A 25774-nucleotide genomic window follows, 5' to 3' on the forward strand; every position below is an offset into this window, starting at 1 on the left:
AATATAAGGTAAAATTTATGTAGACAATGCTAAAATATCAACCTATACTAACAAAAGCTAGCTTGTTACAGCTATTGTATATGTTATCTCTACAAACGCTTTTCTTGAGTTATGGAAAAGTCTATCTATCTTTAAATAACCTCCGTTTCCATTCTTATGAATCTTACAGAACTTAAACAAAAGCCTATTGGTGAATTATTAGAAATTGCCGAGCAAATGGGGTTAGAAAATTTAGCCCGCTCACGTAAACAAGACATTATTTTCTCATTACTAAAGCGTCATGCTAAAAGTGGTGAAGAGATTTCTGGTGATGGTGTTTTAGAAATATTACCAGATGGATTTGGTTTTTTGCGGTCAGCTGATTCTTCTTATTTGGCAGGCCCAGATGATATTTATGTTTCTCCTAGTCAAATTAGACGTTTTAATTTACGTACAGGTGATACCATCATTGGTAAAATTCGTCCACCTAAAGAAGGTGAGCGTTATTTTGCACTATTAAAGGTCGATACAATTAACTTTGATCAACCAGAAAATGCTAAAAATAAAATTTTATTTGAAAACTTAACGCCGCTATTTCCTGATCAAAGATTGATTATGGAAGCAGGGAATGGTTCTACTGAAGACTTAACAGGGCGAGTGATTGATCTGTGTGCCCCTATCGGTAAAGGACAGCGTGGTTTAATTGTAGCACCGCCTAAAGCGGGTAAAACGTTGATGCTACAAAATATAGCCAGTAACATCACACGTAATGATCCTGAATGTCATCTCATAGTGTTATTGATTGATGAACGTCCTGAAGAAGTAACCGAAATGCAACGTACAGTGCGTGGCGAAGTGGTTGCATCAACATTTGATGAACCTCCTATACGCCACGTTCAAGTAGCTGAAATGGTGATAGAAAAAGCTAAGCGTTTAGTTGAACATAAGCGTGATGTTGTTATTTTACTAGATTCTATTACTCGTTTAGCACGTGCTTATAATACGGTTATTCCTAGTTCTGGCAAGGTATTAACCGGTGGTGTCGATGCTCATGCGCTTGAAAAACCTAAGCGTTTTTTTGGTGCCGCACGTAATATTGAGGAGGGAGGTAGCTTAACGATTTTAGCTACTGCACTGGTTGATACAGGCTCTAAGATGGATGAAGTCATCTATGAAGAGTTTAAGGGAACAGGCAACATGGAGTTGCAACTTGACCGTAAAATCTCTGAAAAGAGAGTCTTCCCTGCCATTAATATCAATCGTTCTGGTACTCGTCGCGAAGAGTTGTTGACGACAGAAGATGAGTTACAAAGAATGTGGATTTTACGTAAAATTCTTCATCCTATGGAAGAGATCGCCGCAATTGAGTTCTTATTAGATAAACTAAAAGATACAAAAACTAACGATGAGTTTTTCCAGTCCATGAAGAGAAAATGATACTATAATGAAGCCGCAGCAATGCGGCTTTATTATATACATCAATAGTATGGGCATTTACCTTTATGCAATATGCAGATTTAAGAGACTTTATTAAAGGCCTAGAAGCTAAGGGCGAACTAAAGCGTATTACTACAACTATTTCTCCAGTGCTGGAGATGACTGAGGTTTGTGATCGCACATTGCGTAAGCAAGGGCCTGCTTTACTATTTGAAAACCCTAAAGGTTATTCTATCCCCGTCTTAGGCAATTTATTCGGTACAACCAAGCGAGTTGCTCTGGGCATGGGAACTGAAGATATTAATCAGTTAACAGAAATTGGTAAGTTATTGGCTTTTCTAAAAGAACCAGAACCGCCTAAAGGATTAAAAGATGCATGGCAAAAACTGCCGCTCTTTAAAAAAGTCCTTAATATGTCGCCTAAATTAGTAAAGCATGCTGTTTGCCAGTCAGTGATTAAAGAGGGTGATGATGTTAACTTAGGCGAACTACCTGTACAAACCTGTTGGCCCGAAGATGCTGGGCCATTAATTACATGGGGAATCGTTGTTACTAAGGGGTTGGCAAAAGATCGACAAAACTTGGGTATTTATCGTCAGCAAGTTATAGGCCGCAATAAAGTGATTATGCGTTGGCTTAGTCATCGTGGTGGAGCATTAGACTATCAAGAGTGGTTGCAAAAGTACCCTAATGAACCCTTTCCTATCTCTGTAGTGCTAGGGTGTGATCCTGCAACGATTTTAGGTGCTGTGACACCTGTTCCTGACGGCTTGTCAGAATATGCTTTTGCAGGATTGTTACGTGGACAAAAAACCGAACTGGTAAAGTGTATTGGTAATGATCTGCAAGTCCCTGCCATGGCAGAGTTTGTGTTGGAAGGGTTCATTTATCCAAATGAAATGGCCGATGAAGGTCCTTTTGGTGATCACACAGGGTACTATAATGAGGTGGATAAATTCCCCGTCTTTACTGTAGAGCGTATCACCCATCGAGAAAATCCTATTTATCATAGTACTTACACAGGGCGACCACCAGATGAACCTGCCATCTTAGGTTTGGCTCTGAATGATGTGTTTGTTCCGATATTACAAAAACAATTTCCAGAGATTGTTGATTTCTATTTACCGCCTGAAGGCTGTTCTTATCGTATGGCAATTGTGACGATGAAAAAGCAATACCCAGGACATGCAAAGCGCGTCATGATGGGGGTATGGAGTTTTTTACGGCAGTTTATGTACACTAAGTTTGTTGTTGTGACTGATGATGATATTAATGCCCGAGATTGGAGTGATGTGATTTGGGCAATTACAACGCGAATGGATCCTAAGCGTGATACTGTATTGATTGATAATACACCGATTGATTATTTAGATTTTGCCTCGCCGGTTTCAGGGTTGGGCAGTAAAATGGGGCTAGATGCTACACATAAATGGCCTGGTGAAACAAGCCGCGAGTGGGGTAGGGCAATCCATAAAGATCCTTCGGTGGTTAAATATGTTGATGAAATATGGTCAGAGTTGGGGCTAGACTAGCAAGCGTGTATAATATACATAGTTAAAATGAGTTGAGCCCTTATAGGTTTTATAATCCACTTTTAAAAGAACATGATTAACAATGAGTAACTCAAAACAACAAGTTTCTAGTTTAAAAATTTATTTTAGATTATTAAGGTATGTTAGGCCTTATGTTGGTTTTTTTGCGATTAGCATTTTGGGCTATATGATTTTTGCATCATCACAGCCAATGCTTGCGCATATTTTACAATATTTTGTTGATGCGTTGAATGGTAAGTCAACAACCCTGTTTCCAGGTATTCCTGTATTAAAAGATTTAAATCTTGTGTACGCCGTTCCTGTGTTTTTAGTATTAATTGCCATTTGGCAAGGAATTGGTTCCTTTTTAGGTGGGTATTTTTTAGCTAGAGTTACGCTTGGTTTGGTGCAAGACTTAAGACTAGAGATGTTTAATAAGTTTTTTATTTTACCTAGCCGCTATTTTGACGATCGTAACTCAGGCCATATGGTTTCTTTAATCTTATTTAATGTCAATATGGTCACTGGGGCGGCAACAGATGCCATTAAAGTGATATTTAGGGAAGGATTGACTGTTATTTTCTTGTTTTGCTATTTGCTGTACATGAACTGGAAGCTGACGTTGGTCATGCTTGCTATATTACCTGTTATCGCAGTGATGGTTACTGTGGCCGGTAAGAAGTTCCGAAAACAAAGTAAAAAAATTCAAATGGCGATGGGGGATTTAACTCATGTTACCTCTGAAACTGTACAAAACTACCGTGTTGTACGTAGTTTTGGTGGCGAGAAATACGAATCAGAACGTTTTCGTTCAGTGACTCAAGACAGTGTTGATAAACAACTAAAAATGACGAGAACAGGGGCTATTTATACCCCCTTGTTACAGTTGGTTATTTATTCTGCGATGTCAGTATTATTATTTTTAGTTTTAGCATTACGTGGTGATGCTACTGCAGGCGAGTTAGTTGCTTATATTACAGCAGCGGGTTTATTGCCTAAACCCATACGTCAACTATCGGAAGTCAGCTCTAATATTCAAAAAGGTTTGGCTGGTGCTGAAAGTATTTTTGAGGTATTAGACGAAGCACCAGAAGAAGATAATGGTACGATAGAGAAAGAAGATGTTAAAGGTCGCTTAGAAGTCAGAAATCTCGCATTTACTTATCCAGGTACCAATAAAGAGGTATTAAAAGATATTAGCTTTACGATTGAACCAGGACAAATGATTGCTTTAGTGGGGCGTTCCGGCAGTGGAAAATCAACATTGGCAAATCTTATTCCACGTTTTTATCAATATTCACAAGGACAAATTCTTCTTGATGATATAGATGTTAATGAATATAAGTTATCTAACTTGCGCAAACATATTTCATTAGTCACTCAACAAGTCTCTTTATTTAATACGACTGTTTTCAAAAATATTGCCTACGGTATTTTAGCGGATACACCGCTTGAAAAGGTAAAAAAAGCAACAAAGGCTGCTTATGCAGATGAGTTTATTGAGCGTTTGTCTGATGGTTATCAGACATTGATAGGGGAAAATGGTGTTAAGTTATCTGGTGGGCAGAGACAACGGCTTTCGATATCAAGAGCATTATTAAAAAATGCTCCTTTGCTTATTTTGGATGAGGCAACCTCAGCGTTAGATACTGAATCTGAGCGACATATTCAAGATGCGCTTGATAGCGTCATGGAAGGGCGAACGACCTTAGTTATTGCACACCGCTTATCAACTATTGAAAAAGCAGATCTAATTTTAGTGATGGAGAATGGTGAGATTGTAGAAAGAGGAACTCACAGTGATCTACTCTCTTTAGATGGTGTTTATGCAAAACTGCATGCGTTAGGTTTTAAAGAAAAAGATGAGGCACATATAGAATCATTGAGTGATTAAATATAATAAAAAAGAGAAGCTAAATAGCTTCTCGTTTTTTATTGAGGAATTTAATAATTAAGCAAAGTTTTTAGCAACGAATTCCCAGTTAACTAAAGCCCAGAAGTTTTCTAAATATTTAGGACGTAGGTTACGGTAGTCGATGTAATAAGCATGTTCCCAAACATCACACGTCAATAAAGGTTTATCGCCTGATGTCATTGGGTTGCCTGCACCAATAGTGCTAGCAAGAGCTAAAGAGCCATCTGCTTTTTTTACAAGCCAAGCCCAACCAGAACCAAAGGTACCGATAGAAGTTTTAGTAAACTCTTCTTTAAACTTCTCAAAAGATCCAAAAGTTTTATTGATAGCATCAGCTAAGGCGCCTGTTGGTTCACCACCACCATTTGGTTTTAAGCAATTCCAGTAAAATGTATGATTCCAAACTTGGGCAGCGTTGTTGAAGATACCACCAGAAGAGGTTTTAATGATTTCTTCTAGTGTTTTGCCTTCAAATTCTGTTCCAGGAACCAATGTGTTTAGTGTGTTGACATAGGTTTGGTGATGTTTACCATAATGATACTCAATAGTTTCCTCAGAAATATGAGGCACCAATGCATTTTTAGCATAAGGAAGTACTGGTAATTCAAAAGCCATATCTATTCTCCATTTTCATCAGGTTAGAGTATTAAGTTATTATTGATTTTAATCAATTTATCATACACCTAAACAGCATAAATAAACACTGGCTAATTGTATGTAAATATAAGATTAGTGACAGGTAATGAGTGTACCAATACCTTTGTCAGTAAATATTTCTAAGAGAATGGCGTTAGCGACACGACCATCTAGGATGAGGGCACTGCCGACACCACCTTTTACAGCATCTAATGCACACTGAATTTTAGGTAACATACCCCCGTAAATAGTGCCATTTTCGATAAGTTCATCAACTTGTTGGGTTGTTAGCCCAGTCAGAATATTGCCTTCTTTATCTAGAAGTCCTGCAATATTGGTTAGTAACATTAATTTTTCTGCTTTAACTGCCTCTGCTACTTTGCCTGCGACAAGATCGGCATTAATGTTGTAAGATGTTCCATCATCTCCTACCCCAATGGGAGCGATAACAGGGATAAAATCACTGCTAACAAGCATATTGAGTAGGTTAGTATTAATACCTGCAACTTCACCTACTTGCCCAACATCAATAATTTCAGGGGCTGCCATTTCAGAAGTTTTATGAGTGACATTGAGTTTTTTGGCTTGAATTAAACGCGCATCTTTGCCTGTTAAACCGATGGCATTGCCACCATTTTGGTTTATTAAACTTACAATTTCTTTATTAACTGAACCACCTAAAACCATTTCAACAACGTCCATGGTTTTACTATCAGTTACTCGCATACCGTTAATAAAGTGGCTTTCAATGGATAAGCGTTTAAGTAGATCACCTATTTGAGGCCCACCACCATGTACAACAATAGGATTAATCCCTACAGCCTTCATCGAAACAATATCACGGGCAAAGCTATTTTTTAACTCTTCGCTTTCCATGGCGTTGCCGCCATATTTGATGACAAGGGTTTTACCAACATAACGTTGGATATAAGGTAATGCTTCTGTGAGTACTTTAGCAACATGGGCGGCTTTATCATGGTCAAGTAACATAAAATATCGACTCCTTAAGGTTACTTGACTAAAAGTGTAGCTGAATTTTTATTGGCTAACTCTTTTTTACAAGCGGCTAATTGTTTTTTAGTTAACGTCAGTTTGATTTTTACTTTAAGTAATACGACATAGCCAATAACTAATGCGAGTACTAATCCTAATAAAAATGCAGTAACTATAAACACTGCAATAGGCAGTGTAGGGCTAGTCAAGCTTAAGAAGCTAATAGCTACTTCTGCATTATTCTCTAAGATGAATATTAATATAAATGCAGCCACAATGAGCAGCATTATAAATAAGAGTACTTGCTGAAAACGGCGCATTACCTTTCCTTTATCGTCAGTAGTGTTATAGATTAACTCTATCTCTCAATTCCTTACCCGGTTTGAAGTGTGGAACGAATTTACCTGTTAATGAAACGGACTCACCTGTTTTGGGGTTACGCCCTTGTCGAGGTTTGCGATAGTGGAGTGAGAAACTTCCAAACCCTCTAACTTCAACGCGTTGTCCCATTTCTAATGAATTGGAAAGCTGGTCTAATAATAGTTTTACAGCATTTTCTACTGTTTTTAAAGGTAAGAGATTGTGTTTTGATGCAATTTTATCTATTAACTCTGATTTATTCATAAGCTTTCCTGCTAGTCTAAAAAAACGGCTTATTGTTATATGCTGAAAGAGATTAACTAAGACAGCAATAATTTAAAAAAGTGCCTACTACCTAACGAAATGATTAAATAATATATTAAATTTATGTATTGTTCTAGTACTAATAAAAGCTTGCAATTTATAAGGTTAGTTATCATTATAACTTTCAATCTTATGATTTAATGAAGAGTTATTTAGAGATATGCCTAGTCAAGACAATAGCTTAAGAGAAATAGAAATAAAATTATCGGCTAAAGAGAAAACGTTAGAGAAAATAGTAAATAATCCTGTTTTTAATCGTTATGGCAATGCCATATGGCAACAAAAAAAGCTGTTAAATCAATACATAGATTCAGCGGATTATCAATTAACAAAAGCCAATGTAGCATTAAGAGTGCGTAAAGATGGTGAGCAGTATATTCAGACACTTAAGTCTAAAGGCAATAGCGTAGGAGGTTTTTCAGCGCGTGATGAGTTTGATTGGTACTTAAATAGTTCCCAGTTGGATAGATCATTACTAGTTTCACCCTACTGGCCAGAAAAGCTACATGGATTTGATAAGTCATCATTGATGACAATTTTTTCAACAGACTTTGTTAGGCAGTATGCCCAGTTTATCTGGGATGTGGATGGAGAGCAAGCGTTGATTGAAGTAGCTGTTGATCAAGGCACTGTAAAAGCACTGCATCAACAAACAGGGATTTGTGAACTGGAGTTAGAGCTCAAATCAGGCAATGCTAATACAATGCTTAACTTTGCTATTGAGTTAGCTTCTCGATTTCCTTTAATTCCAAGTAATTTAAGTAAAGCCGAAAGAGGGTATCGCTTAATCAATCCTGATGTATATAAAAAAATAATGGTAGGGGTTCCTCTTGTTGAGGGTTCATTTGACGATCGTGTTAAGTATTACTTGGCTGCTAGCCAATACTATTGGGAAAGTTATAACTGGCAACCTGAACCCGCTCGTCTAGTTAGCTGGGTTGAAGCATTGCAAAACTTATGTACACTATTGAAAAAGCAAAATATTGAAGAGTTGATTAGCCTATTAGAGCCAATGTTATTAGATTGGAAGCAGATAATAGAGGTGGATTCAAAAGAATGGCATAAAAAAGTATTTGAAGAGTCAGATTGTACAAGGTTGGGCGTTTTTTTGTTATCTGCATCGCGTTGGTTGTTAAACAGGCATTAAAAAGTTATTATTTGCCTTTAAAATAGAGCCACGCATTTTGTGTGGTTTATTATTTTCATTGATTGAGGAGTTAGATTTATGAGTGCGTTAGTGGGTGTTATTATGGGCTCTAAATCAGATTGGACAACTTTATGCCACACGATTGATGTGTTAGAAGAACTAAAAATTCCTTATGAGGTTAGCGTTGTTTCAGCACATCGTACCCCAGACCTGTTATTTCAATATGCGGAAGAAGCAGCACCAAAAGGTTTAGAGGTTATTATTGCAGGTGCAGGTGGTGCCGCTCATTTACCTGGAATGTGTGCTGCAAAAACACATTTACCTGTGTTGGGTGTTCCCGTACAATCATCAATGTTATCAGGTGTTGATTCATTGTTATCTATTGTACAAATGCCGGCAGGTATTCCTGTGGCAACATTAGCTATAGGTAGAGCAGGTGCCGTTAATGCAGCACTTTTAGCGACAAGTATATTAGGCAATAAGTATCCAGAGTATCATACTGCATTAAATCATTATCGACAAAAACAAACAGAAACTGTATTAGCTAATCCTGATCCAAGAACATAGAGTAATCGAGGCGAGTTATGAAAGTTGGTGTAATCGGTGGTGGTCAATTAGGGCAAATGTTAGCCCAAGCAGGCACTTCATTAGGGATGAAGTTTGTTTTTTTAGATCCCGCAAAAGATGCTTGTGCAAGTGCCTTAGGTGAGCATGTTTGTGCGAATTATGATGATCAAGAAGCCTTACAACAGTTGGCTAAAGAGGTTGATGTTGTAACGTTTGAGTTTGAAAGCGTACCTGCTGAAACAGTTTCTTTCTTGAGTGATTATGTGCCTGTGTTTCCTAATGCCGAGTCGTTACGTATTGCTCGTGATCGCTGGTTTGAAAAAACATTATTTAAATCTTTAGATATTCCAACGCCTGATTTTGCGAATGTGGAATCACAGACTGCGCTGGAAAATGCCGTTATAAAGATTGGTTTGCCAGCTGTTTTAAAGACAAGAACACTAGGCTATGATGGAAAAGGCCAAAAAGTATTGAAAAACCAGTCAGATGTGACGAATGCATTTGCTGAATTAGGAGGCGTTCCTTGTATCCTTGAAGGGTTTGTGCCTTTTTCTGGCGAGGTCTCTTTAATTGCAGTGCGTGGTAAAAATAGAGCCATACGTTTTTACCCTCTCGTACATAATGAGCATCGTCAAGGTGTATTGCATTTATCGGTTGCCAGTGAGCAACATCCTTTGCAAGCAACTGCTGAGGCCTATGTTACCAAAGTGTTGGAAAAGCTAGATTATGTTGGTGTATTAGCGTTTGAGTTTTTTGAAGTAGATGAGGGATTAAAGGCAAATGAAATTGCTCCCCGCGTTCATAACTCAGGCCATTGGACGATCGAAGGGGCTGTGACGAGTCAGTTCGAAAATCATTTACGTGCTATTGCAGGATTACCATTAGGCGCAACACAAAAATATACAGAAAGTGCGATGTTGAATTTTATTGGTGCCATTCCATCTGCCGAGCGATTGTTAAGTATAGAAAGCTGCCATTTGCATGACTACAGTAAAGCATTCAAACCAGGTCGTAAAGTCGGCCATGTAACTGTTTGTTGTAAAACGATGGATGAGTTAAAACAGAAAACACAAGCAATTGAGGCGTTAATGTCTCATTAATACTTCAATCGATTAATGAGCATAGATTATGACGAATAAGTCGACACAATTAGCACTGGGCATTGAATTGTCTGATGATATGACACTGGCTAATTATTATGCAGGCGATAATCAGGCTGCACTAACGTTTCTTGACCAGTTGTGTGATCCTGAGGCAACATCAGCAGAGCGGCTAATTTATTTATGGGGAAATAACGGCGTAGGTTGTAGTCATTTATTACAAGCGGCCTGTTTACAATTTCAGTTAACAGGTAGGAATGCTATTTATTTACCGTTAGAGGAACTTATCTGTTATACCCCAGAAATTCTAGAGAACTTAGAATATTATGATTTAGTTTGTTTAGATAATATTGAAGTAGTCGTGGGAAATAAAATATGGCAAGAGGCCTTGTTTCATTTATTTAATCGACTGCGTGATGATAATAAAGGTTTATTAATTGCCGCTAATGTTTCGCCTTATAACTTAGCTATTGAGTTAGCAGATCTTAAATCAAGATTGTCATTAGCACTTGTTTTTCAATTACACCCATTAAGCGATGATGAAAAAGTAAAAGCCTTAAAATTACGCGCTTCTTGTAAAGGTATTGATCTATCAGATGAGGTCGCTAGTTTTATTCTAGCGCGTAGTAATCGTGATATGGGAAATTTACTGGCCTTACTTGGGCAGCTAGATAAAGCTTCATTGGTAGCTAAGCATAAGCTAACAATTCCATTTGTTAAGCAAGTATTTAATTGGTAAACGTTTAAATTAACGTTAAGACATTTTCAGGTGGCCTAGCAATAATTGCTTTACCATTGGCTATAACGATGGGGCGCTCTATCAAAATAGGGTGTTTTACCATGGCATCAATTAAAGCTTCTTCTGATAATGACTCATCAGCGAGTCCAAGTTGCTTATATTCTTCTTCTCCTTTTCGTAGTAATTGACGAGCGGGAATTCCTAACTGGGTTAGGATCGTTTTTAATGTTGCCTTGTCGGGAGGCGTTTCTAAATAATTAATGATGGTGGGTTCTATACCGTGTTGATTTAGAATGGCTAGCGCTTGTCTCGATTTTGAGCAGCGCGGGTTATGGTAGTAAGTATATTGAGTCATTTTTTTAGCCTTTTTAATCAATTAATCAACCCAAGTTAACATGTTGTATAATTAAATTATTTTGAAGATATGCTATCTTAGCCTAACTCATTACTAAAACAAAGGTTGTTTATGTGGCCGCAGATTGTTTCATTTTATCAGTTTATACGCTTTTTAGTGATTCGCTTTTTTGAGGACAGAGGTACTCAAAATGCGGGTTCATTAACTTATACGACACTGTTTGCCGTTGTCCCCATTATGACAGTAGTCTTTGTTATGATATCGGGTATCCCCGCTTTCCAAGGGGTTGAGGGAAGTATACAGAAGTATATTGTGCATAATTTTATGCCAGCAGCTAGTGATAAAATTTTTGACTACCTCAATGATTTTATTTCTCAAGCAAGAAATTTAACATGGATAGGGATTGTCTTCTTAATCATTACAACCTTTATGATGTTAGTCACCATTGAGTCAGCCTTTAATACGATTTGGCGGGTAAGAAATGCAAGAAGTGGCTTACCACGCTTTTTACTGTATTGGGCATTGTTAAGTTTAGGCCCTTTGCTAATAGGAGCAGGTTTTGCGGCAAGTACTTATTTTATGTCGTTAAACTTTTTCTCTAATACGGTGAGCAATCCGTTGGTAGCGGACTTGTTAAGGTTGGTTCCTTTTATTGCTACGACAGGTGGTTTTACCCTTTTTTATGCGGCGATTCCAAATACGCACGTACCTATTCGACACGCGGTTATTAGCGCTATTGTGGCGGCTGTATTACTTGAGTCTGCGCGCGCCATTTTTGGCTTTTACGTAAAGGCATTTCCTAGTTACCAACTGATTTATGGTGCATTCGCGGCTGTTCCTTTATTCTTATTATGGATCTATGTTTCCTGGATTATCGTTTTAGTTGGGTGTGAGCTTTGTTGTTGCTTAGGACTACGTCGTACGATGAACCAACCACGAGTACCAGAACTTGTGATCGCTTTATACATATTAAAAGTTTTTCATAATGCCCAGTTAAAAGGTCAGGCCGTGACTTACTCAGATATTAAAAGAGAAGGCTGGTTTTTGTCAGGCGATGAGTGGGCAAAACTATTGGATTTCTTCTTAGCAGAAGACCTTATTTATGCCGTTGATCGCGGTGATACGTGGGTGCTAAGCCGTGATATTTCTCACTATACTCTTCAACGTTTGCTTGCAAACAGCCCATGGCCACTACCGAAAGTAGAAGAGCTTCCTGGTGTATTGAATGATCCATGGTTTGAGAAAATGAAAGAAGCTTTCAGAGCGGTTGAGCAAGAGCAATCTAAAATTTTTGAGGGCAGTTTGGCCTCTTGGTTTTTAGATGATACGGGAGATGCAATGGATTAGTTGAGTTGGTTATAACTCATCTAGCCATTCTTGAGGGATATCTTGTTTTAATAACAATGAGCAGGCCTCAGACTTTTGGTCGTATACGATGAATGCTTGCTTCCTCTCTAGCGCATATTTGACACGCTCTACCCTGACAGAAAGAGGGGTGTCATCACCATTATCAGTACCATCGCGACTGACAAAGTCTTCAATAAGATTTTGGAGTATTGCTGTATTCAGTAAGAGATGGGGAATGATCATGTTTTTCAACTTATTACGTATATTATAGAAAATTATAAAGTATTTTATCCAATATGCACGTAAAATAGACTTAAATTTTTTTAAAGTTAGTTGTTTATTCTTATGCCAATCACTGCTATTGATGTTTCTTCACGAGTAAAAAAATTATTGCCTTGGATTGTGGCAATTGCCTTTTTCATGCAGAGCCTTGATGCAACCATTTTAAATATTGCCTTACCTTCAATGGCTAATGATTTAAAGGTTAGTCCATTAAATATGGAAAGTGCTGTCATTGCGTATATGCTTACGGTAGCGATGATTATTCCTATTTGTGGTTGGGTGTCTGATCGTTTTGGTACACGGAAAATATTTTTTACGTCTGTTGCATTGTTTTCTTTAGGGTCGATTGTCTGCGCTGTTTCGTGGTCATTACCTATATTGATTGTTGGACGTATTATACAAGGGCTTGGTGGAGCACTAATGATGCCCGTTGGGCGATTGGTTATTCTAAGGGTTTATCCGCGGGATGAGTTTCTTAAAGTAATGAGTTTCGTAACTGTACCCGGCTTGTTAGGTCCTTTAATGGGACCTACTTTAGGTGGCGGGCTTGTTGAGTACTTTTCATGGCATTGGATTTTTTTAATTAATGTTCCTATTGGTGTTATAGGGTGTTTTGTTGCTCTAAAGTTTATGCCAGACTTACGAAGTACTATTGCCAGTAAGTTTGATATTTTTGGTTTTTTACTGTTTGCTAGTGCAATGTTGTTGATTAGCTTAGGGTTAGAAGGGCTGTCAGATTTTCATTTAAAACCGATGATGATTGTTGCACTCTTTACGGTGGGTGTCTGTTGCTTTATCACTTATTGGTGGCACGCGCTTCGAACTGATCATCCTCTTTTTCCTCCTTCTGTTTTTAAAGTCCGTAGTTTTTCATTAGGGCTTGCAGGCAATTTGTTTGCACGTTTAGGTAATGGATCGTTGCCTTTCTTAATTCCTTTATTGTTACAACTTGCTTTAGGTTATACCCCTGCCAATGCGGGTATGATGATGATCCCTCTAGCCGTCGCTGCGATTATAGCCAAGTCAGTTGTACAGTATTTAATTAAATTCTTTGGTTATCGTTGGGTATTAACAACTAATACATTATTGCTAGGTATGCTTATTTGTAGTTTTATATTTGTAACGGCAGACACTCCTTTTATTGTCTTAATTACTTTATTAGGATTAGTGGGGGCTATCAACTCTATTCAGTTTACCGCAATGAATACTGTTACTTTATTTCAATTGGAAGATGAGCAGGCTAGCAGTGGTAATGCATTGTTAGCGGTGATTGTCCAGTTATCTGTCAGTTTTGGTATTTCTTTTTCTGCTATTTTATTGGTTTATTTTAATGGAGAGAGGCCTACCTCTGTCAGCATTGATATTTTACCCGCATTCCAAGCAACGTTTTTTACCGTTGGATTATTTACCGTATTCTCGTCGTTGATTTTTTATTTTTTACCTAAGTATATTGGTAGAGAATATAAGAAAAAAATACGCCACTAGATTAACATGTTATCTCTATTTGATACGTAGTATGATGACGTTAGTTTTTAATTAAGATATTTAGGATATATGATGAATAGACCCAGTAATCGCCAAGCAAACCAATTACGCCCAATAAAAATAACCAGACATTATACAAAGCATGCGGAGGGTTCAGTCTTAGTCGAATTCGGTGATACCAAGGTTATTTGCACTGTGTCGGTTGAGTCAGGTATTCCTAGATTTTTAAAGGGTTCAGGGCAGGGATGGTTAACGGCTGAGTATGGTATGTTGCCTCGTTCGACTGGCGAGCGTATGCAGCGTGAGTCAGCAAAAGGTAAACAAAGTGGTCGTACCCAAGAAATTCAACGACTTATTGGTCGTTCATTACGTGCCGCACTCGATTTAAAAAAATTGGGAGAAAATACATTGCATATTGATTGTGATGTTATTCAAGCCGATGGAGGAACGAGAACTGCCTCAATAACAGGTGCAACGGTAGCATTAGTTGATGCATTATCTGTCATGAAAGAACGTGGCTTAATAAAGAGTGACCCATTCAAACATTTCATTGCGGCTGTTTCGGTAGGTATTTACCAAGGTGAAGCTGTACTTGATTTAGATTATTTAGAAGATTCAAAAGCAGAAACGGATTTAAATGTTGTTATGACCGATGCGGGAGGTTTTATAGAAGTTCAAGGCACTGCAGAAGGTGCACCGTTCCAGTCGGATGAGTTAAACAGCATGTTAGCACTTGCTAAACAAGGTGTTGAGCAAATATTTACCCTTCAAAAACAAGCCTTAGCTGATCAGTAATTCTCAATAAGTAGGCTACTTTTCAAAGTGGCCTACTCAAGTAAAATGCTAAAAGTAGGTGACTTTTTATTTCTGGGTGAAGATATTAATGTTTACGAAACCACATAAATAATTCGCCTCATACCATTAAATCTCTGTTATAGTGTATGTGTATCAATAAATAATAACAATTATCTGATATGTTAATGATGTAAGTTAGAATATTAATATCTAATCATAAATTACCGTTAAAGGTAATGAAACTGAGAGACTATTTATGAGTACTACATTTTTTATTCCCGCAGTAAATGTTATAGGTGATGGTTCATTAGCTGATGCAATACCTTTATTAAAAGGCTATGGGTTTAAGCATGCCCTTGTTGTAACAGATGACTTTTTAAATAAAGCTGGTGTAGCAAAACAAGTCACGGACTTATTAACAAAGGAAGGCATAAAAGCTGCTATTTATGCGGGAACTAAACCAAACCCAACAACTACAAACGTTCAAGAAGGTTTAGATTTATTAAAGAAAAATAAATGTGATTTCGTTATTTCGTTAGGTGGTGGTTCTCCTCATGACTGTGCAAAAGGTATTGCGCTATGTGCTACGAACGGCGGACATATCAGTGAGTATGAAGGTGTTGACCGTTCAACTAAGCCACAATTACCGCTTGTTGCAATTAACACCACAGCAGGTACAGCCAGTGAAATGACGCGTTTCTGTATCATTACTGATGAGAAACGTCATATTAAAATGGCTATTGTTGACCGTAATACAACGCCTATTTTATCTGTTAATGATTCTACATTGATGCATGGTATGCCAGCAGGTTTAACAGCTGCAACTGGTATGGATGCGTTGACTCATGCCGTTGAGGCGTATGTTTCAACAGCGGCTACTCCTATCACTGATGCATGTGCATTGAAAGCAGTGACATTAATTGCAGAAAGTCTACGTACAGCAGTTAAAGATGGAAAAAATGCAAAAGCCCGTGAAAATATGGCCTATGCACAATTTTTAGCAGGTATGGCATTTAATAATGCTTCTTTAGGTTATGTTCATGCGATGGCTCACCAATTGGGTGGTTTCTATGATCTTCCTCATGGGGTTTGTAATGCTGTGTTATTGCCTCATGTCCAAGAATATAACCTACCTAAATGTGCTGGCCGTTTAAAAGATATTGCTGCGGCTATGGGTATTGATGTCAAAGAGATGACGGATAAACAAGGTGCGAAGGCTTGCATTAAAGCAATTAAGAAGTTATCAAAAGATGTAGGTATCCCTGCTAACTTAACAGAGCTTAATGCAAAAGAAAAAGATATTCCAACACTTGCAGCTAATGCATTGAAAGATGCTTGTGCTATTACTAATCCACGTCAAGGCGATCAAGCTGAAGTGGAAGGTATTTTTAAATCTGCTATGTAATCACCATAAAAAGTAACAAGCTTTTGAGCTTGTTACTTTTCTAATAAATAAAAAATAATAAAAACGATCTTTTTACTTATAGTTTATTAATCTGCCCCATTATTTCTTTATGACATTGTGCTTTAATGGTATAAATAATCATAAGGGACTAAATAGGTAATCATTATGGTCAAATATATTTTAATCGTATTAATTGTCTTAGGCGGGTACTTTCTTTGGCCACGCTCTCATGTGTCTAACCAAGAATCAACTGAATTGGCTAAAGGTATTAATAGTCTATATCGAAGCGTTGATAGTCCTGCATCAAGTCAGAGAAGTGTAAGTAGTATTCACCTTTATGCAACGTCATGGTGTGGTTATTGTGCTAAGACGAGGAATTTATTTAAACAACGGGGTGTTCGTTATATCGAGTACGATATTGAAAAAGATAGAGCTGCCAGAGCGCGATATAATGAATTGAAAGGGCGAGGGGTTCCTCTGGTTGAAGCTGATGGCCGTATTATAAGGGGCTACAATGAGCCATTGCTACGCCAGTTGGTGGATGATGACCGTTATAAACTTTGATAATGCGGGGTTTCAATGAAGTTAATTAGATATTATACAATCACGTTATTGGTATTGTTACTAGTAGCCTGTGGTAAACCTCAAGAACAATACACAAAGATAGTTTCAGGTGATATCGTAGTGGCCTTTGGCGATAGTGTGACCTATGGTTATAATGTATCGAAAGCTCAGAATTATCCTACATTGCTTGCGGCATTGACTGGATGGAATGTCATTAATGCGGGTATATCGGGAGAGCGGGCAGATCAGGCGAAAAATCGTATACCCAGTGTCATAGAGCAATATCAACCTAAAGCTGTACTGATTGAATTGGGAGGCAATGATTTTTTAAAACGACGTGATGTAAAAGCAGTAAAAGAAGATCTCCGTGCGATTATTCAGGCCGTTAAATCTAGGAATGCATTACCTATTTTAGTTGCTGTTCCGTCACTATCTCCTTTTGCTGCTTTGGGTAAGCCTTCGGATGCTTCAATTTATCGTGAGTTGGCTGATGAAGAAAATATACCACTCATTCATTCAGTGTTTTCTGATGTGTTAAGAAATGAAGACTTAAAGTTAGACCAAATACACCCCAATGCTCAAGGTTATCAACAGATGACAGACGGGATGGTGATTCAATTACGAGCGTTAGGCATACTCTGATAAAAGGATGAACTAAATAAAGAAAGGTGGTTAAATGATTGACACCTTTTTTTATATCCTTTAAATTACGCAAAATTTTAAATCAACTACTGTAAAGGAGAGATATTATGCGTGTTACTACAATCCTTTGCAGGTCATCTCAAGGTTAAAATACCTTATCCTTGGCCTAGACCTGCCAACCCAAAAAACAAAATGGCAAGGAAGATTCTATTTTAATATAGACATGTTTTTTATTGCCAAAAATTATTCATTTTATTGATGGAATAGGTCTATGGGCAATTTTATTCGTCCATTATCTGATACTACATCGTTAGTAGCATCAGATAATACTTGGATTGAGGGTAGCGCAATCCAACAATTACAAACAACTGCTAAATTAGCCGGAATGATAAAAGTAGTCGGGATGCCCGATTTACATCCTGGGCGTGGTTATCCTATTGGTGCTGCATTTTTTTCTACCGAACGTTTTTATCCTGCATTGGTTGGGGGGGATATTGGTTGTGGCATGTCCCTTTGGCAAACAGATATTAAAACCGTTGGTTTAAATCTCGATAAGCTGGAGAAACGTTTAGGTTGTATTGATCAACCCCTAACGACTGAACAATGCCAAAATTTATGGGGAGATTGTGAACAGGATCTATCTGATTACGGACTCCCCCCTGCAACGATTGGTTCAGGGAATCACTTTGCTGAATTATTGAGCTTAGATACTGTTTATGATGAAGAGATAGTAGATGCTTTGAGTCTAACTAAAAAAAGCTTACAACTTCTTGTTCATAGTGGTTCTAGAGGACTTGGGGGGCAGATTTTACGAAACCATGTAGAGCGTTATAATCATGATGGGTTAGCAGAAAATACCGCCGAGGCTGAGGACTACTTCAATCAGCATAATGCGGCTTTGCTATTTGCTGTACAAAATAGAGAGTTAATTGCGCGGCGTATACTACGAAACTTACGGGCAGAAGGTAATAAACTGGTTGATATTAGCCATAATATGGTTGAGCGTTCAAGCATTAATGGTTCGCGAGGATGGTTGCATCGCAAGGGAGCTGCTCCTTCTGATAAAGGGCTCGTTGTTATTCCAGGTTCCCGTGGGGATTACAGTTATCTAGTTAAACCCATGCAAACCGAAGTATGTTTACTTTCTTTAGCTCATGGGGCAGGGCGTAAATGGATGCGTTCAGAGTGTAAAGGGCGCTTAAAGCATCGCTATACGGTAGCACAGTTAGTGAGAACACCGTTAGGGAGTCGTGTCATATGTAGTAACCGAGAGTTACTTTATGAGGAAGCGCCACAAGCTTACAAGTCTATTGATACGGTGATTGAGGCGCTACTCGGCGCGAAGCTTATTGAGTTAGTAGCAAGATTTAAACCCATTATGACGTATAAAGTGCAAAAGGAGGGTAAATGAAGCTGCTTCAATTGTCTTCTGCTCAAGGGCCAGAGGAGTGTTGCTTCGCCGTCGCTAAAGCTTTAAAAAAACTCATCAAGGAAGCAGAGCAACTTAAACTAAAGCTTTCCATCCTTGAGCAAGAAACAGGGCGTCATAGTGATACATTGCGATCAGTCTTAGTGTCAGTGGAGGGGGAGCAAACGGTTCAATTAGTTGATCAATGGGTTGGAACAATTCAGTGGATTTGTCAAAGTCCTTATAGACCAAAGCATGGGCGTAAAAATTGGTTTATTGGGGTGGCTTGTTTTGATGGAGTAAAGTCCATTGATGACAGTGAGATTAAGTTTGAAACGATGCGATCTTCAGGTGCTGGTGGACAGCATGTTAATAAAACGGATTCTGCTGTGAGAGCTACTCATTTAGCAACAGGGTTATCGGTCAAAGTACAAACGGAACGTAGCCAGCATGCTAATAAGCGTGTAGCGATTTTGTTGTTAAGTCAGAAGTTGGAAAGTCAAAGACAATCAATGGCTAGCGAGCATAAAGCGGAGCGGCGTTTATTCCATCACCAAATAGAGCGTGGCAATGCAAAACGGGTATTTAAAGAAATAAATTTTATAGAGTAGAATTTACAGAGGGGGTAACAGTAGAATAGTTGTTAACCCTGTAAATATTTTAACTTATTGTAGCCGCTGCGCAAGCCTATCTACTAGGCTTTCGGTGGTTATTGTATAGATACGGAGTAGGTATTAACTACTCTGTATCTACCTTGTGGCTTATTTGATTAATTTCTTGGGTAGCCTGATTAATAATGGATACAATCTTTTCTATTTGCTCTTGAGAGAGCTGTGCGTGCCGAAGTTGATGACGCATTAGCATTTTAAAGTTTCTAATGGCTTCCTCAATAGGTTTAGAGAAATCAATATCCTCTGGGGTATTCTGAATAGCAGAAAGTCTGTCATTTAATACAGTCAGTCTTGACTCATGTTGTTGTAAATGTGATAGCCCTTCAGAGGTAATGACATAGGACTTTTTACTGTTTTCTGTCGTTTCTTGTTGAATTAATCCTTGGTCTTCTAACATTGAGAGTGTTGGGTACACTACACCAGGGCTTGGTTCGTAAATACCGTGGGTTAACTGTCCAATTGATTTGATCAATTCATAGCCATGTGATGCTGTTTGTTTTAATTGAACTAAAATAAGGAGTTGTAAATCACCACGCTCAAAGAGGCGTTTTAGTCTGACTTTATCTGGAGATCGCCTCGATGCATGTGGATGATGACCTCTTACTTTCGTATGCATAGGATGCCCATCAGTTCTTTCTGAATGATGTCTACCGTGTAGACGTTCATGACCATGATCTTTGTAATCTAATTTGTTTTTCATGAATAGTAATTGCTCTATATTATTTTTAGATATATCTATATCTTGGCGTATTAAAGCATACTTGGATTGAATAGTAAATACAGATATATCTAAATAAATACAAAAAGAATTAATATCTCGTCATAAGGTTAATAACTCATGAGCTTATTTATGTCTTAATTTTAATACCTAGGCCACCCTCTGGTCGGTTGTAGAAGCTTATGTGCCAGTGGTGAAGTATTATAACTTGCTTCACAATAGATACCCCAAGTCCACTACCTGTAATATCAATTCCCGCAGGGCGATAAAAGCGTTCACCCAATCTTGCTAGAGTTTCCTTATCAACACCGTTGCCGTTGTCTTCAATGGTGATAGATGTTTTATCTTCTGTAATAATTATCGTGCTACCTTCTGGGCAATATTTTAAGGCGTTATCAATCAGGTTTCTAATAAGCAAGGATATAAATAGAGGTACGCCCATTGCTGTCGTGTTGCTTTCTATCACTTGGTAATCAATGTTTATTTGTTTTTTATGCGCTAGGGGAGTGAGTAAATCAATTTCGCTATTAATCAGTGCAGACCAATCAATAGGCTCTTTTTCGAGTTGTTTGTTTTCAGCATCAAGGCGCGATAGAGTTAATAGCTGGTCTATTAATCGACTGGCTCTGTCGATGCCAAGCATCAGATTGCTAAGTGCAGTTTTTTGTTGTGCTGAACTGATGGTCGCAATTTGTGCAACTTCGGCTTGTATACGAAGTGCCGCGAGTGGTGAGCGTAGCTCGTGGGCTGCATTTTCTGTAAAGCGTCTTTCTCGTACTATCATCTCTGATATTTTTGTAAATAAAGAGTTTAATGCGTCGATAAAAGGTTGGATCTCTTGGGGCGCATTATTGCTTTGTAAAAGGCTATCATCTTCTGGACGACGCTGTTTGAGCTGTTTGGCCAGCTTATTGAGTGGTGCAAGCTCACGTGATAACGTGAAAATGGTGATAATCATTAGTAGTGTTAGCATCATCAGCCAAGGCAATGCTTGTGCCATTGCCATTTTTTGTGCCATCTCGGTACGGTATTCCTTTTCTTGCCCAACCGCAATAATGGTATTATTTTTAGCTCTTAACCAAATAATGCGCCATTTTTTTGTGTCTTGCATATAAACGGGATCTTGTTGTTTTAATACAGTATCATTGAATACGAAGTCTTCGCCATCTTCATCATCATGAAAAACTTTTTTACCGTAAAGGTTAAATACCGCAAAAGAAAGGATGTCATCATCATACTCAAAACGTTTAATGGCTTTTGATTTTATGTCCATTAATTGTTTATCTTTGGCGTGCAGTTTATTGATATCTATTGAAGCAAGGCGTTTAGCAAACAAGACTTGTTGGCTATCAAATACTTCTCTAAGAATTTGTTTAGATAATATATAGGAGATACCTGTGGCAACTAGCCATGTAGCAAACGTTGCGATGCAGAAGTAAATAATAAACCTTAATTTTAAGCTGAGTTTTTTCATTGCTCATTTCCTAAAATATAACCTGCCCCATATACTGTTTTTATAACTTTATTGCCTAGTTTTTTTCGTAGGTTGTGGATATACACATCAACGGTATTACTGCTCACATCGTTATCCCATGCATAGATTTTTTCTTGGAGCGTTTCACGGCTAAGTAAACGGTTAGCATTGAGTAAAAAAAGCTCTAAAATATTAACTTCTTTGGTTGTGAGGGAGACTACTTGATCACCTTTGGTTACTTGGCGATTAGCAAGATTAAGTTTGATGCCTTCAAAGATGAGCTCTGACGAAGTTTGGCCGTGAGTACGACGAATAATGGTTTGTAACCTTGCGTTTAGCTCTTCTAGGGCAAATGGTTTGCATAGATAGTCATCAGCACCACATTGTAAGCCTTTAACTCGCTGTTCTATTGCATCTCTTGCCGTTAAAATAATGACGGGTTCTTTATGCCCGTCTTTGCGCCATTGCCTGAGAATGTCTAAACCGTCTATTTTGGGTAGTCCAAGATCTAAAATGACTGCATCATAATCTGCCATAGCAAGCGCTTGCCGCCCTTGAAAACCATCAGAAAACCAGTCGACAGAATAGCCATAAGCGCCAAGCCCAACATTTATGCCATCGCCAATTAATTTATCATCTTCAATCAATAAGATTCGCATAATAGATCCACATGAGGTGTATTTACGTTATTCATTATAGCGGTTAAGTGCAGGGACTAGGCAGTCTTTTTATAAAAGAGGGCTATTGAGAAGCAATAGCCATTGGAATATTTATTCTAGGACTTGATTATAATTTCTTCATATTCTTCACTTCAATTTCTACATTACTCCATGGACCATCTTTATCAATTTCTCCGATAATTTCAACAGTATCATTTGGGCCTATAGTTGTGCCATACCAAAGATCATCATCAATTTCGACAACAACGGTATCGGTATTATCTTGGAAGGTAAACTTATCTTTTTTAATGTGATTAACTATTTTACCTTTTAGTGTTACATAGGTTTCGTCTGACATCGATTTTGCTTGTTTAACACTGACGTATTGAGCCACAGTATTAGTTGGCCCTGTATAACCCCCTACAGCTGAATTAGTAGGGCCATTATAACCATCAGCTATAGCAAATGAAGTTGATGCAATTAATAAAGCGACGGTGATAATCTTGTTCATGTTAAATATTCTCTTTATTTATGAATAGTTTGGAATAGATGTTTTCCTATTTCCTTGAGTATTATTAAAGCAAAACATTATTAAAAGATTATTAAGGTAAAACAGAATTTAGTATTTATTACGATGACCGTGTAAATACTAAGCTAATACTTTGTTATGGGGGTTAGATAATATAGTTAAATAAATTTATTTTTTGACACTAGGAAAGGCAAGGTTGTTAGAGGAGAAATAATTAATACGGCAACAATGCTTGAATTGGTTGTATAAGTGGGCTTAAAAATATTATGGTTGATTATAAAAAAAATGGCCACCTATTGGTGGCAGCCATTATATGCTTAGTTTACTGGTCGAATTAGATTTTTTTCATATTTTTTACTTCAATTTCAACTTTACCCCATGGACTATCTTTGTCTACTTCACCAATAATTTCAACGGTATCATTTGGGCCTATGGTTGTGCCGTACCAAAGATCATCATCGATTTCAACAACAATAGAGTCAGTACTGTCTTGGAATGTAAATCTATCTTTTTTAATGTGATTAACTATTTTACCGCGAAGTGTTACATAAGAATCATCTCGCATAGTTTTAGCTTGCTTAACGGTTGTTAGTTGCGCAGCTGAGTTCGTAGGGCCAGTGTAACCTGTAGTTGCTTGATTGGCTGGGCCAGTGTAACCATCAGCTAAAGCGAATGAAGTTGATGCAATTAATAACGTAGCGGCGATAATCTTTTTCATGTTAAATACTCTCTCTGTTTATGAATGGTTTGGAATAGTTATTTTCCTATTTGCTTGAGTATTATTAAAACAAAACATTATTAAGAGATTATTAAGCGTTATTAAAATTATTTTAATGGCTATGTAGCGCGTCGTAAATTTGTTCAGCTAGTTTACGGCTAATTCCCTGTACTTTGGCAATTTCATCTAGGCTTGCCCGACTTATTTCTTGTAATCCCCCAAAGTGTTTTAAAAGGTCTCGACGGCGTTTAGCACCGACGCCTGCAATGCCTTCAAGTTTCGATGTTCGGCGCGCTTTATCACGTCGATTGCGATGCCCCGTAATAGCAAAACGGTGTGATTCATCACGGATTTGTTGAATAAGATGCAGTGCTGGGGAGTGCGTTGGCAGTGTAAACTCATGGTCTGCATCGTTTAAATACAAGGTTTCTAGCCCTGGTTTACGAGTAACTCCTTTTGCAACGCCCAGTAACATTAAATCGAGCTGTAACTCTTGCATAACTTGTTGTGCAATATGAAGTTGACCTTTCCCTCCATCGACTAATAGAATGTCGGGGAGTTTGCCGTCGTCGTCTTTGGCTTTTTTAAAGCGTCTGGTTAGGGCTTGATGCATAGCGGCGTAATCATCCCCTGCGGTCACCCCTTCGATATTAAAGCGGCGATAGTCCGATTTTAAAGGACCTTCTTGGTTAAAAACAACGCAGGATGCTACCGTGGCTTCACCACTAGAATGGCTAATATCAAAGCATTCGAGTCTTTCTGGTATGGCATCTAATTGTAATGATTCTGCCAATACCTCAAAACGTGCTGCCATGTGTAAACGATTTGCTAAGCGTGCGGTTAATGCTTGCGTTGCATTGGTAATGGCAAGGTTTTGCCATTTGGCACGCGTACCTCGAACGTGTTGGCTGATAATGAGCTCATGTTGTGTGGCCTGTGCTATTGCGCCAATAAGTACTGGAAAGTCATCGTGTAATGCGTTGACAATCAATTCTTTAGGAAAGTCTCGATCTGGGCTTCCTAAATAATATTGGCTGATGAAGGCGTACAAGACTGTTTCTGTATCTTCTTCAATGGAAACTTGTGGGAAAAAGTTTTTACTACCTAAGACACGCCCGTTACGCACTGTAATAAGGCAAACACAAGCCCCCCCTGGGTTTATCATACCGGCTAGAATATCAACATCACCATTACCTCCTTCCATGCTTTGTTGGTCTTGAATGCGACGGATAAGGCTGATTTGATCACGTAACTCGGCGGCCTTTTCAAAGTCGAGACTTTGTGAGGCGTTATCCATTTGTGTTGTTAATTCATGGGTGAGTTCTTGGTTACGTCCTTCTAAAAATAAAGTTGAGAGACGAACATCTTCCGCATATTCACTGTGTGTTACAAGATTAACGCAAGGGGCCTTACACCGTTTGATTTGGTATTGTAGGCAAGGTCGAGTGCGGTTTTTAAAGTAGCTGTTTTCACATTGTCTGACCTTAAACGCTTTTTGTAAAAGATTTAAACTTTCCCGTATAGCGCCTACACTCGGGTATGGACCAAAATATCGCCCTTTTTGTTTTTTAGTCCCACGGTGAATACTAAAGCGGGGGAACTCATCTTCTGTCGATAAAAAGGCATAAGGGTAAGATTTATCATCACGCAGTAAAATATTATAGGGTGGACGATATTCTTTGATGAGCGTTTGCTCAAGCAATAGAGCTTCTGTTTCATTTGCCGTGATGGTGGTTTCAATACGAGAGATTTTAGAAACGAGAGCGGCTGTTTTAGGGGCAAGACCTGTTTGTCTAAAATAGCTACTTAAACGTTTTTTGAGGTGTTTTGCTTTACCAATATAAAGTAGCTGATCTTTGTCATCAAACATGCGGTACACACCTGGATGAACACTACAGGTGCTAAGAAAGGCTTTGGCATCAAATGTCTCTGCCATGGTTTTTATGCTCTACGTTTACTTATAATAATGTACAAACACATGCGTATTGTTACT

27 protein-coding genes are annotated in these 25774 nt (G+C 38.2%); 15 read left to right on the top strand and 12 right to left on the bottom strand.

Going from position 1 to position 25774, the window contains the following annotated elements:
* The first annotated feature begins 156 nt into the window (after nt 1-156).
* The 3 genes from rho (at nt 157) to msbA (ending at nt 4842) form a co-directional block, all read left to right on the top strand.
* Complete coding sequence (gene rho / locus DM558_RS13905; protein WP_109703968.1) at nt 157-1416, top strand: transcription termination factor Rho; 1260 nt, start codon at nt 157-159, stop codon at nt 1414-1416.
* 65 nt (nt 1417-1481) lie between these two features.
* The gene (gene ubiD / locus DM558_RS13910; protein WP_127164503.1) at nt 1482-2948 is read left to right on the top strand and encodes a 4-hydroxy-3-polyprenylbenzoate decarboxylase; all 1467 of its coding nucleotides are present in this window, start codon (nt 1482-1484) and stop codon (nt 2946-2948) included.
* A gap of 82 nt (nt 2949-3030) precedes the next feature.
* The gene (gene msbA / locus DM558_RS13915; RefSeq protein ID WP_127164504.1) at nt 3031-4842 is read left to right on the top strand and encodes a lipid A export permease/ATP-binding protein MsbA; all 1812 of its coding nucleotides are present in this window, start codon (nt 3031-3033) and stop codon (nt 4840-4842) included.
* A 57-nt stretch (nt 4843-4899) separates the two neighbouring features.
* Here the strand turns inward: msbA and sodB are convergent, their stop codons facing one another.
* From sodB to DM558_RS13935, 4 genes are all read right to left on the bottom strand, one after another.
* A complete protein-coding gene (gene sodB, locus DM558_RS13920; protein WP_127164505.1) occupies nt 4900-5478 on the bottom strand; it encodes a superoxide dismutase [Fe] in 579 nt (192 codons plus the stop codon).
* Between the two features lie 114 nt (nt 5479-5592).
* Complete coding sequence (gene argB / locus DM558_RS13925; RefSeq protein WP_127164506.1) at nt 5593-6489, bottom strand: acetylglutamate kinase; 897 nt, start codon at nt 6487-6489, stop codon at nt 5593-5595.
* 20 nt (nt 6490-6509) lie between these two features.
* Nucleotides 6510-6812, bottom strand: a complete 303-nt coding sequence (locus DM558_RS13930) for a lipopolysaccharide assembly protein LapA domain-containing protein (RefSeq protein WP_109703963.1) — start codon at nt 6810-6812, stop codon at nt 6510-6512.
* Between the two features lie 25 nt (nt 6813-6837).
* A complete protein-coding gene (locus tag DM558_RS13935; RefSeq protein WP_127164507.1) occupies nt 6838-7116 on the bottom strand; it encodes an integration host factor subunit beta in 279 nt (92 codons plus the stop codon).
* 220 nt (nt 7117-7336) lie between these two features.
* Here DM558_RS13935 and DM558_RS13940 point away from each other — a divergent pair, with 220 nt between their 5' ends.
* The 4 genes from DM558_RS13940 (at nt 7337) to hda (ending at nt 10729) form a co-directional block, all read left to right on the top strand.
* Nucleotides 7337-8323: a CYTH domain-containing protein gene (locus DM558_RS13940; RefSeq protein ID WP_127164508.1), complete on the top strand. Its 987-nt coding sequence runs from the start codon at nt 7337-7339 to the stop codon at nt 8321-8323.
* Nucleotides 8324-8401: 78 nt separating this feature from the next.
* Nucleotides 8402-8890, top strand: coding sequence for a 5-(carboxyamino)imidazole ribonucleotide mutase (purE, locus tag DM558_RS13945; protein WP_127164509.1), 489 nt, complete (start codon nt 8402-8404; stop codon nt 8888-8890).
* A gap of 17 nt (nt 8891-8907) precedes the next feature.
* Complete coding sequence (locus tag DM558_RS13950) at nt 8908-9990, top strand: 5-(carboxyamino)imidazole ribonucleotide synthase (protein ID WP_127164510.1); 1083 nt, start codon at nt 8908-8910, stop codon at nt 9988-9990.
* A 28-nt stretch (nt 9991-10018) separates the two neighbouring features.
* A complete protein-coding gene (hda, locus tag DM558_RS13955) occupies nt 10019-10729 on the top strand; it encodes a DnaA regulatory inactivator Hda (protein WP_127164511.1) in 711 nt (236 codons plus the stop codon).
* 4 nt (nt 10730-10733) lie between these two features.
* Here the strand turns inward: hda and arsC are convergent, their stop codons facing one another.
* The gene (arsC, locus tag DM558_RS13960) at nt 10734-11084 is read right to left on the bottom strand and encodes an arsenate reductase (glutaredoxin) (protein ID WP_127164512.1); all 351 of its coding nucleotides are present in this window, start codon (nt 11082-11084) and stop codon (nt 10734-10736) included.
* Between the two features lie 111 nt (nt 11085-11195).
* On the opposite strand from arsC, the gene DM558_RS13965 reads away from it, so the two are divergent.
* A complete protein-coding gene (locus DM558_RS13965; protein ID WP_127164513.1) occupies nt 11196-12431 on the top strand; it encodes a YihY family inner membrane protein in 1236 nt (411 codons plus the stop codon).
* A 9-nt stretch (nt 12432-12440) separates the two neighbouring features.
* Here the strand turns inward: DM558_RS13965 and DM558_RS13970 are convergent, their stop codons facing one another.
* On the bottom strand, nt 12441-12674 hold the full coding sequence (locus DM558_RS13970; protein WP_127164514.1) for a YheU family protein: 234 nt from the start codon (nt 12672-12674) through the stop codon (nt 12441-12443).
* A gap of 102 nt (nt 12675-12776) precedes the next feature.
* Between DM558_RS13970 and mdtD the strand changes: the two genes are divergently transcribed.
* The 7 genes from mdtD to prfH all read left to right on the top strand — a co-directional run bounded on the left by mdtD (nt 12777) and on the right by prfH (nt 19623).
* The gene (gene mdtD / locus DM558_RS13975; protein ID WP_127164515.1) at nt 12777-14198 is read left to right on the top strand and encodes a multidrug transporter subunit MdtD; all 1422 of its coding nucleotides are present in this window, start codon (nt 12777-12779) and stop codon (nt 14196-14198) included.
* A gap of 72 nt (nt 14199-14270) precedes the next feature.
* Nucleotides 14271-14993 carry a ribonuclease PH gene (gene rph, locus DM558_RS13980; protein WP_127164907.1) on the top strand — a complete coding sequence of 241 codons (723 nt, stop codon included), beginning with the start codon at nt 14271-14273 and terminating at the stop codon, nt 14991-14993.
* 256 nt (nt 14994-15249) lie between these two features.
* Nucleotides 15250-16398, top strand: coding sequence for an L-threonine dehydrogenase (gene yiaY, locus DM558_RS13985; protein ID WP_127164516.1), 1149 nt, complete (start codon nt 15250-15252; stop codon nt 16396-16398).
* 165 nt (nt 16399-16563) lie between these two features.
* The gene (locus tag DM558_RS13990) at nt 16564-16962 is read left to right on the top strand and encodes a glutaredoxin family protein (RefSeq protein WP_127164517.1); all 399 of its coding nucleotides are present in this window, start codon (nt 16564-16566) and stop codon (nt 16960-16962) included.
* Nucleotides 16963-16977: 15 nt separating this feature from the next.
* Nucleotides 16978-17604 (top strand): GDSL-type esterase/lipase family protein, encoded by a 627-nt coding sequence (locus DM558_RS13995; RefSeq protein ID WP_228411764.1) that lies wholly within the window; start codon nt 16978-16980, stop codon nt 17602-17604.
* 271 nt (nt 17605-17875) lie between these two features.
* Nucleotides 17876-19015: an RNA ligase RtcB family protein gene (locus tag DM558_RS14000; RefSeq protein WP_127164518.1), complete on the top strand. Its 1140-nt coding sequence runs from the start codon at nt 17876-17878 to the stop codon at nt 19013-19015.
* Nucleotides 19012-19623, top strand: coding sequence for a peptide chain release factor H (prfH, locus tag DM558_RS14005; RefSeq protein WP_127164519.1), 612 nt, complete (start codon nt 19012-19014; stop codon nt 19621-19623). The genes DM558_RS14000 and prfH overlap by 4 nt, the downstream gene beginning before the upstream one ends.
* Before the next feature lie 127 nt (nt 19624-19750).
* Here the strand turns inward: prfH and DM558_RS14010 are convergent, their stop codons facing one another.
* From DM558_RS14010 to uvrC, 6 genes are all read right to left on the bottom strand, one after another.
* Entirely contained in the window at nt 19751-20383 is a 633-nt protein-coding gene (locus DM558_RS14010) for a PadR family transcriptional regulator (protein WP_127164520.1), read from the bottom strand.
* A gap of 148 nt (nt 20384-20531) precedes the next feature.
* Nucleotides 20532-21875: a quorum sensing histidine kinase QseC gene (qseC, locus tag DM558_RS14015; protein WP_127164521.1), complete on the bottom strand. Its 1344-nt coding sequence runs from the start codon at nt 21873-21875 to the stop codon at nt 20532-20534.
* Complete coding sequence (locus DM558_RS14020) at nt 21872-22534, bottom strand: response regulator (RefSeq protein WP_127164522.1); 663 nt, start codon at nt 22532-22534, stop codon at nt 21872-21874. Before DM558_RS14020 ends, qseC begins: the two co-directional genes overlap by 4 nt.
* Nucleotides 22535-22661: 127 nt before the next feature.
* Complete coding sequence (locus DM558_RS14025; protein WP_127164523.1) at nt 22662-23045, bottom strand: YgiW/YdeI family stress tolerance OB fold protein; 384 nt, start codon at nt 23043-23045, stop codon at nt 22662-22664.
* Between the two features lie 352 nt (nt 23046-23397).
* Nucleotides 23398-23781 (bottom strand): YgiW/YdeI family stress tolerance OB fold protein, encoded by a 384-nt coding sequence (locus DM558_RS14030; RefSeq protein ID WP_109703945.1) that lies wholly within the window; start codon nt 23779-23781, stop codon nt 23398-23400.
* 112 nt (nt 23782-23893) lie between these two features.
* The gene (gene uvrC, locus DM558_RS14035; RefSeq protein WP_127164524.1) at nt 23894-25717 is read right to left on the bottom strand and encodes an excinuclease ABC subunit UvrC; all 1824 of its coding nucleotides are present in this window, start codon (nt 25715-25717) and stop codon (nt 23894-23896) included.
* Nucleotides 25718-25774 lie beyond the last annotated feature (57 nt).

The sequence above is a fragment of the Entomomonas moraniae genome (assembly GCF_003991975.1).
In the GTDB taxonomy this organism is placed as follows: Bacteria; Pseudomonadota; Gammaproteobacteria; order Pseudomonadales; family Pseudomonadaceae; genus Entomomonas; species Entomomonas moraniae.

What these genes read in the sequence shown, in the direction of transcription:
- rho (WP_109703968.1), top strand. Translation starts at nt 157, where the DNA reads ATGAATCTTACAGAACTTAAACAAAAGCCTATTGGTGAATTATTAGAA.
- ubiD (WP_127164503.1), top strand. Translation starts at nt 1,482, where the DNA reads ATGCAATATGCAGATTTAAGAGACTTTATTAAAGGCCTAGAAGCTAAG.
- msbA (WP_127164504.1), top strand. Translation starts at nt 3,031, where the DNA reads ATGAGTAACTCAAAACAACAAGTTTCTAGTTTAAAAATTTATTTTAGA.
- sodB (WP_127164505.1), bottom strand. Translation starts at nt 5,478, where the DNA reads ATGGCTTTTGAATTACCAGTACTTCCTTATGCTAAAAATGCATTGGTG.
- argB (WP_127164506.1), bottom strand. Translation starts at nt 6,489, where the DNA reads ATGTTACTTGACCATGATAAAGCCGCCCATGTTGCTAAAGTACTCACA.
- DM558_RS13930 (WP_109703963.1), bottom strand. Translation starts at nt 6,812, where the DNA reads ATGCGCCGTTTTCAGCAAGTACTCTTATTTATAATGCTGCTCATTGTG.
- DM558_RS13935 (WP_127164507.1), bottom strand. Translation starts at nt 7,116, where the DNA reads ATGAATAAATCAGAGTTAATAGATAAAATTGCATCAAAACACAATCTC.
- DM558_RS13940 (WP_127164508.1), top strand. Translation starts at nt 7,337, where the DNA reads ATGCCTAGTCAAGACAATAGCTTAAGAGAAATAGAAATAAAATTATCG.
- purE (WP_127164509.1), top strand. Translation starts at nt 8,402, where the DNA reads ATGAGTGCGTTAGTGGGTGTTATTATGGGCTCTAAATCAGATTGGACA.
- DM558_RS13950 (WP_127164510.1), top strand. Translation starts at nt 8,908, where the DNA reads ATGAAAGTTGGTGTAATCGGTGGTGGTCAATTAGGGCAAATGTTAGCC.
- hda (WP_127164511.1), top strand. Translation starts at nt 10,019, where the DNA reads ATGACGAATAAGTCGACACAATTAGCACTGGGCATTGAATTGTCTGAT.
- arsC (WP_127164512.1), bottom strand. Translation starts at nt 11,084, where the DNA reads ATGACTCAATATACTTACTACCATAACCCGCGCTGCTCAAAATCGAGA.
- DM558_RS13965 (WP_127164513.1), top strand. Translation starts at nt 11,196, where the DNA reads ATGTGGCCGCAGATTGTTTCATTTTATCAGTTTATACGCTTTTTAGTG.
- DM558_RS13970 (WP_127164514.1), bottom strand. Translation starts at nt 12,674, where the DNA reads ATGATCATTCCCCATCTCTTACTGAATACAGCAATACTCCAAAATCTT.
- mdtD (WP_127164515.1), top strand. Translation starts at nt 12,777, where the DNA reads ATGCCAATCACTGCTATTGATGTTTCTTCACGAGTAAAAAAATTATTG.
- rph (WP_127164907.1), top strand. Translation starts at nt 14,271, where the DNA reads ATGAATAGACCCAGTAATCGCCAAGCAAACCAATTACGCCCAATAAAA.
- yiaY (WP_127164516.1), top strand. Translation starts at nt 15,250, where the DNA reads ATGAGTACTACATTTTTTATTCCCGCAGTAAATGTTATAGGTGATGGT.
- DM558_RS13990 (WP_127164517.1), top strand. Translation starts at nt 16,564, where the DNA reads ATGGTCAAATATATTTTAATCGTATTAATTGTCTTAGGCGGGTACTTT.
- DM558_RS13995 (WP_228411764.1), top strand. Translation starts at nt 16,978, where the DNA reads ATGAAGTTAATTAGATATTATACAATCACGTTATTGGTATTGTTACTA.
- DM558_RS14000 (WP_127164518.1), top strand. Translation starts at nt 17,876, where the DNA reads ATGGGCAATTTTATTCGTCCATTATCTGATACTACATCGTTAGTAGCA.
- prfH (WP_127164519.1), top strand. Translation starts at nt 19,012, where the DNA reads ATGAAGCTGCTTCAATTGTCTTCTGCTCAAGGGCCAGAGGAGTGTTGC.
- DM558_RS14010 (WP_127164520.1), bottom strand. Translation starts at nt 20,383, where the DNA reads ATGAAAAACAAATTAGATTACAAAGATCATGGTCATGAACGTCTACAC.
- qseC (WP_127164521.1), bottom strand. Translation starts at nt 21,875, where the DNA reads ATGAAAAAACTCAGCTTAAAATTAAGGTTTATTATTTACTTCTGCATC.
- DM558_RS14020 (WP_127164522.1), bottom strand. Translation starts at nt 22,534, where the DNA reads ATGCGAATCTTATTGATTGAAGATGATAAATTAATTGGCGATGGCATA.
- DM558_RS14025 (WP_127164523.1), bottom strand. Translation starts at nt 23,045, where the DNA reads ATGAACAAGATTATCACCGTCGCTTTATTAATTGCATCAACTTCATTT.
- DM558_RS14030 (WP_109703945.1), bottom strand. Translation starts at nt 23,781, where the DNA reads ATGAAAAAGATTATCGCCGCTACGTTATTAATTGCATCAACTTCATTC.
- uvrC (WP_127164524.1), bottom strand. Translation starts at nt 25,717, where the DNA reads ATGGCAGAGACATTTGATGCCAAAGCCTTTCTTAGCACCTGTAGTGTT.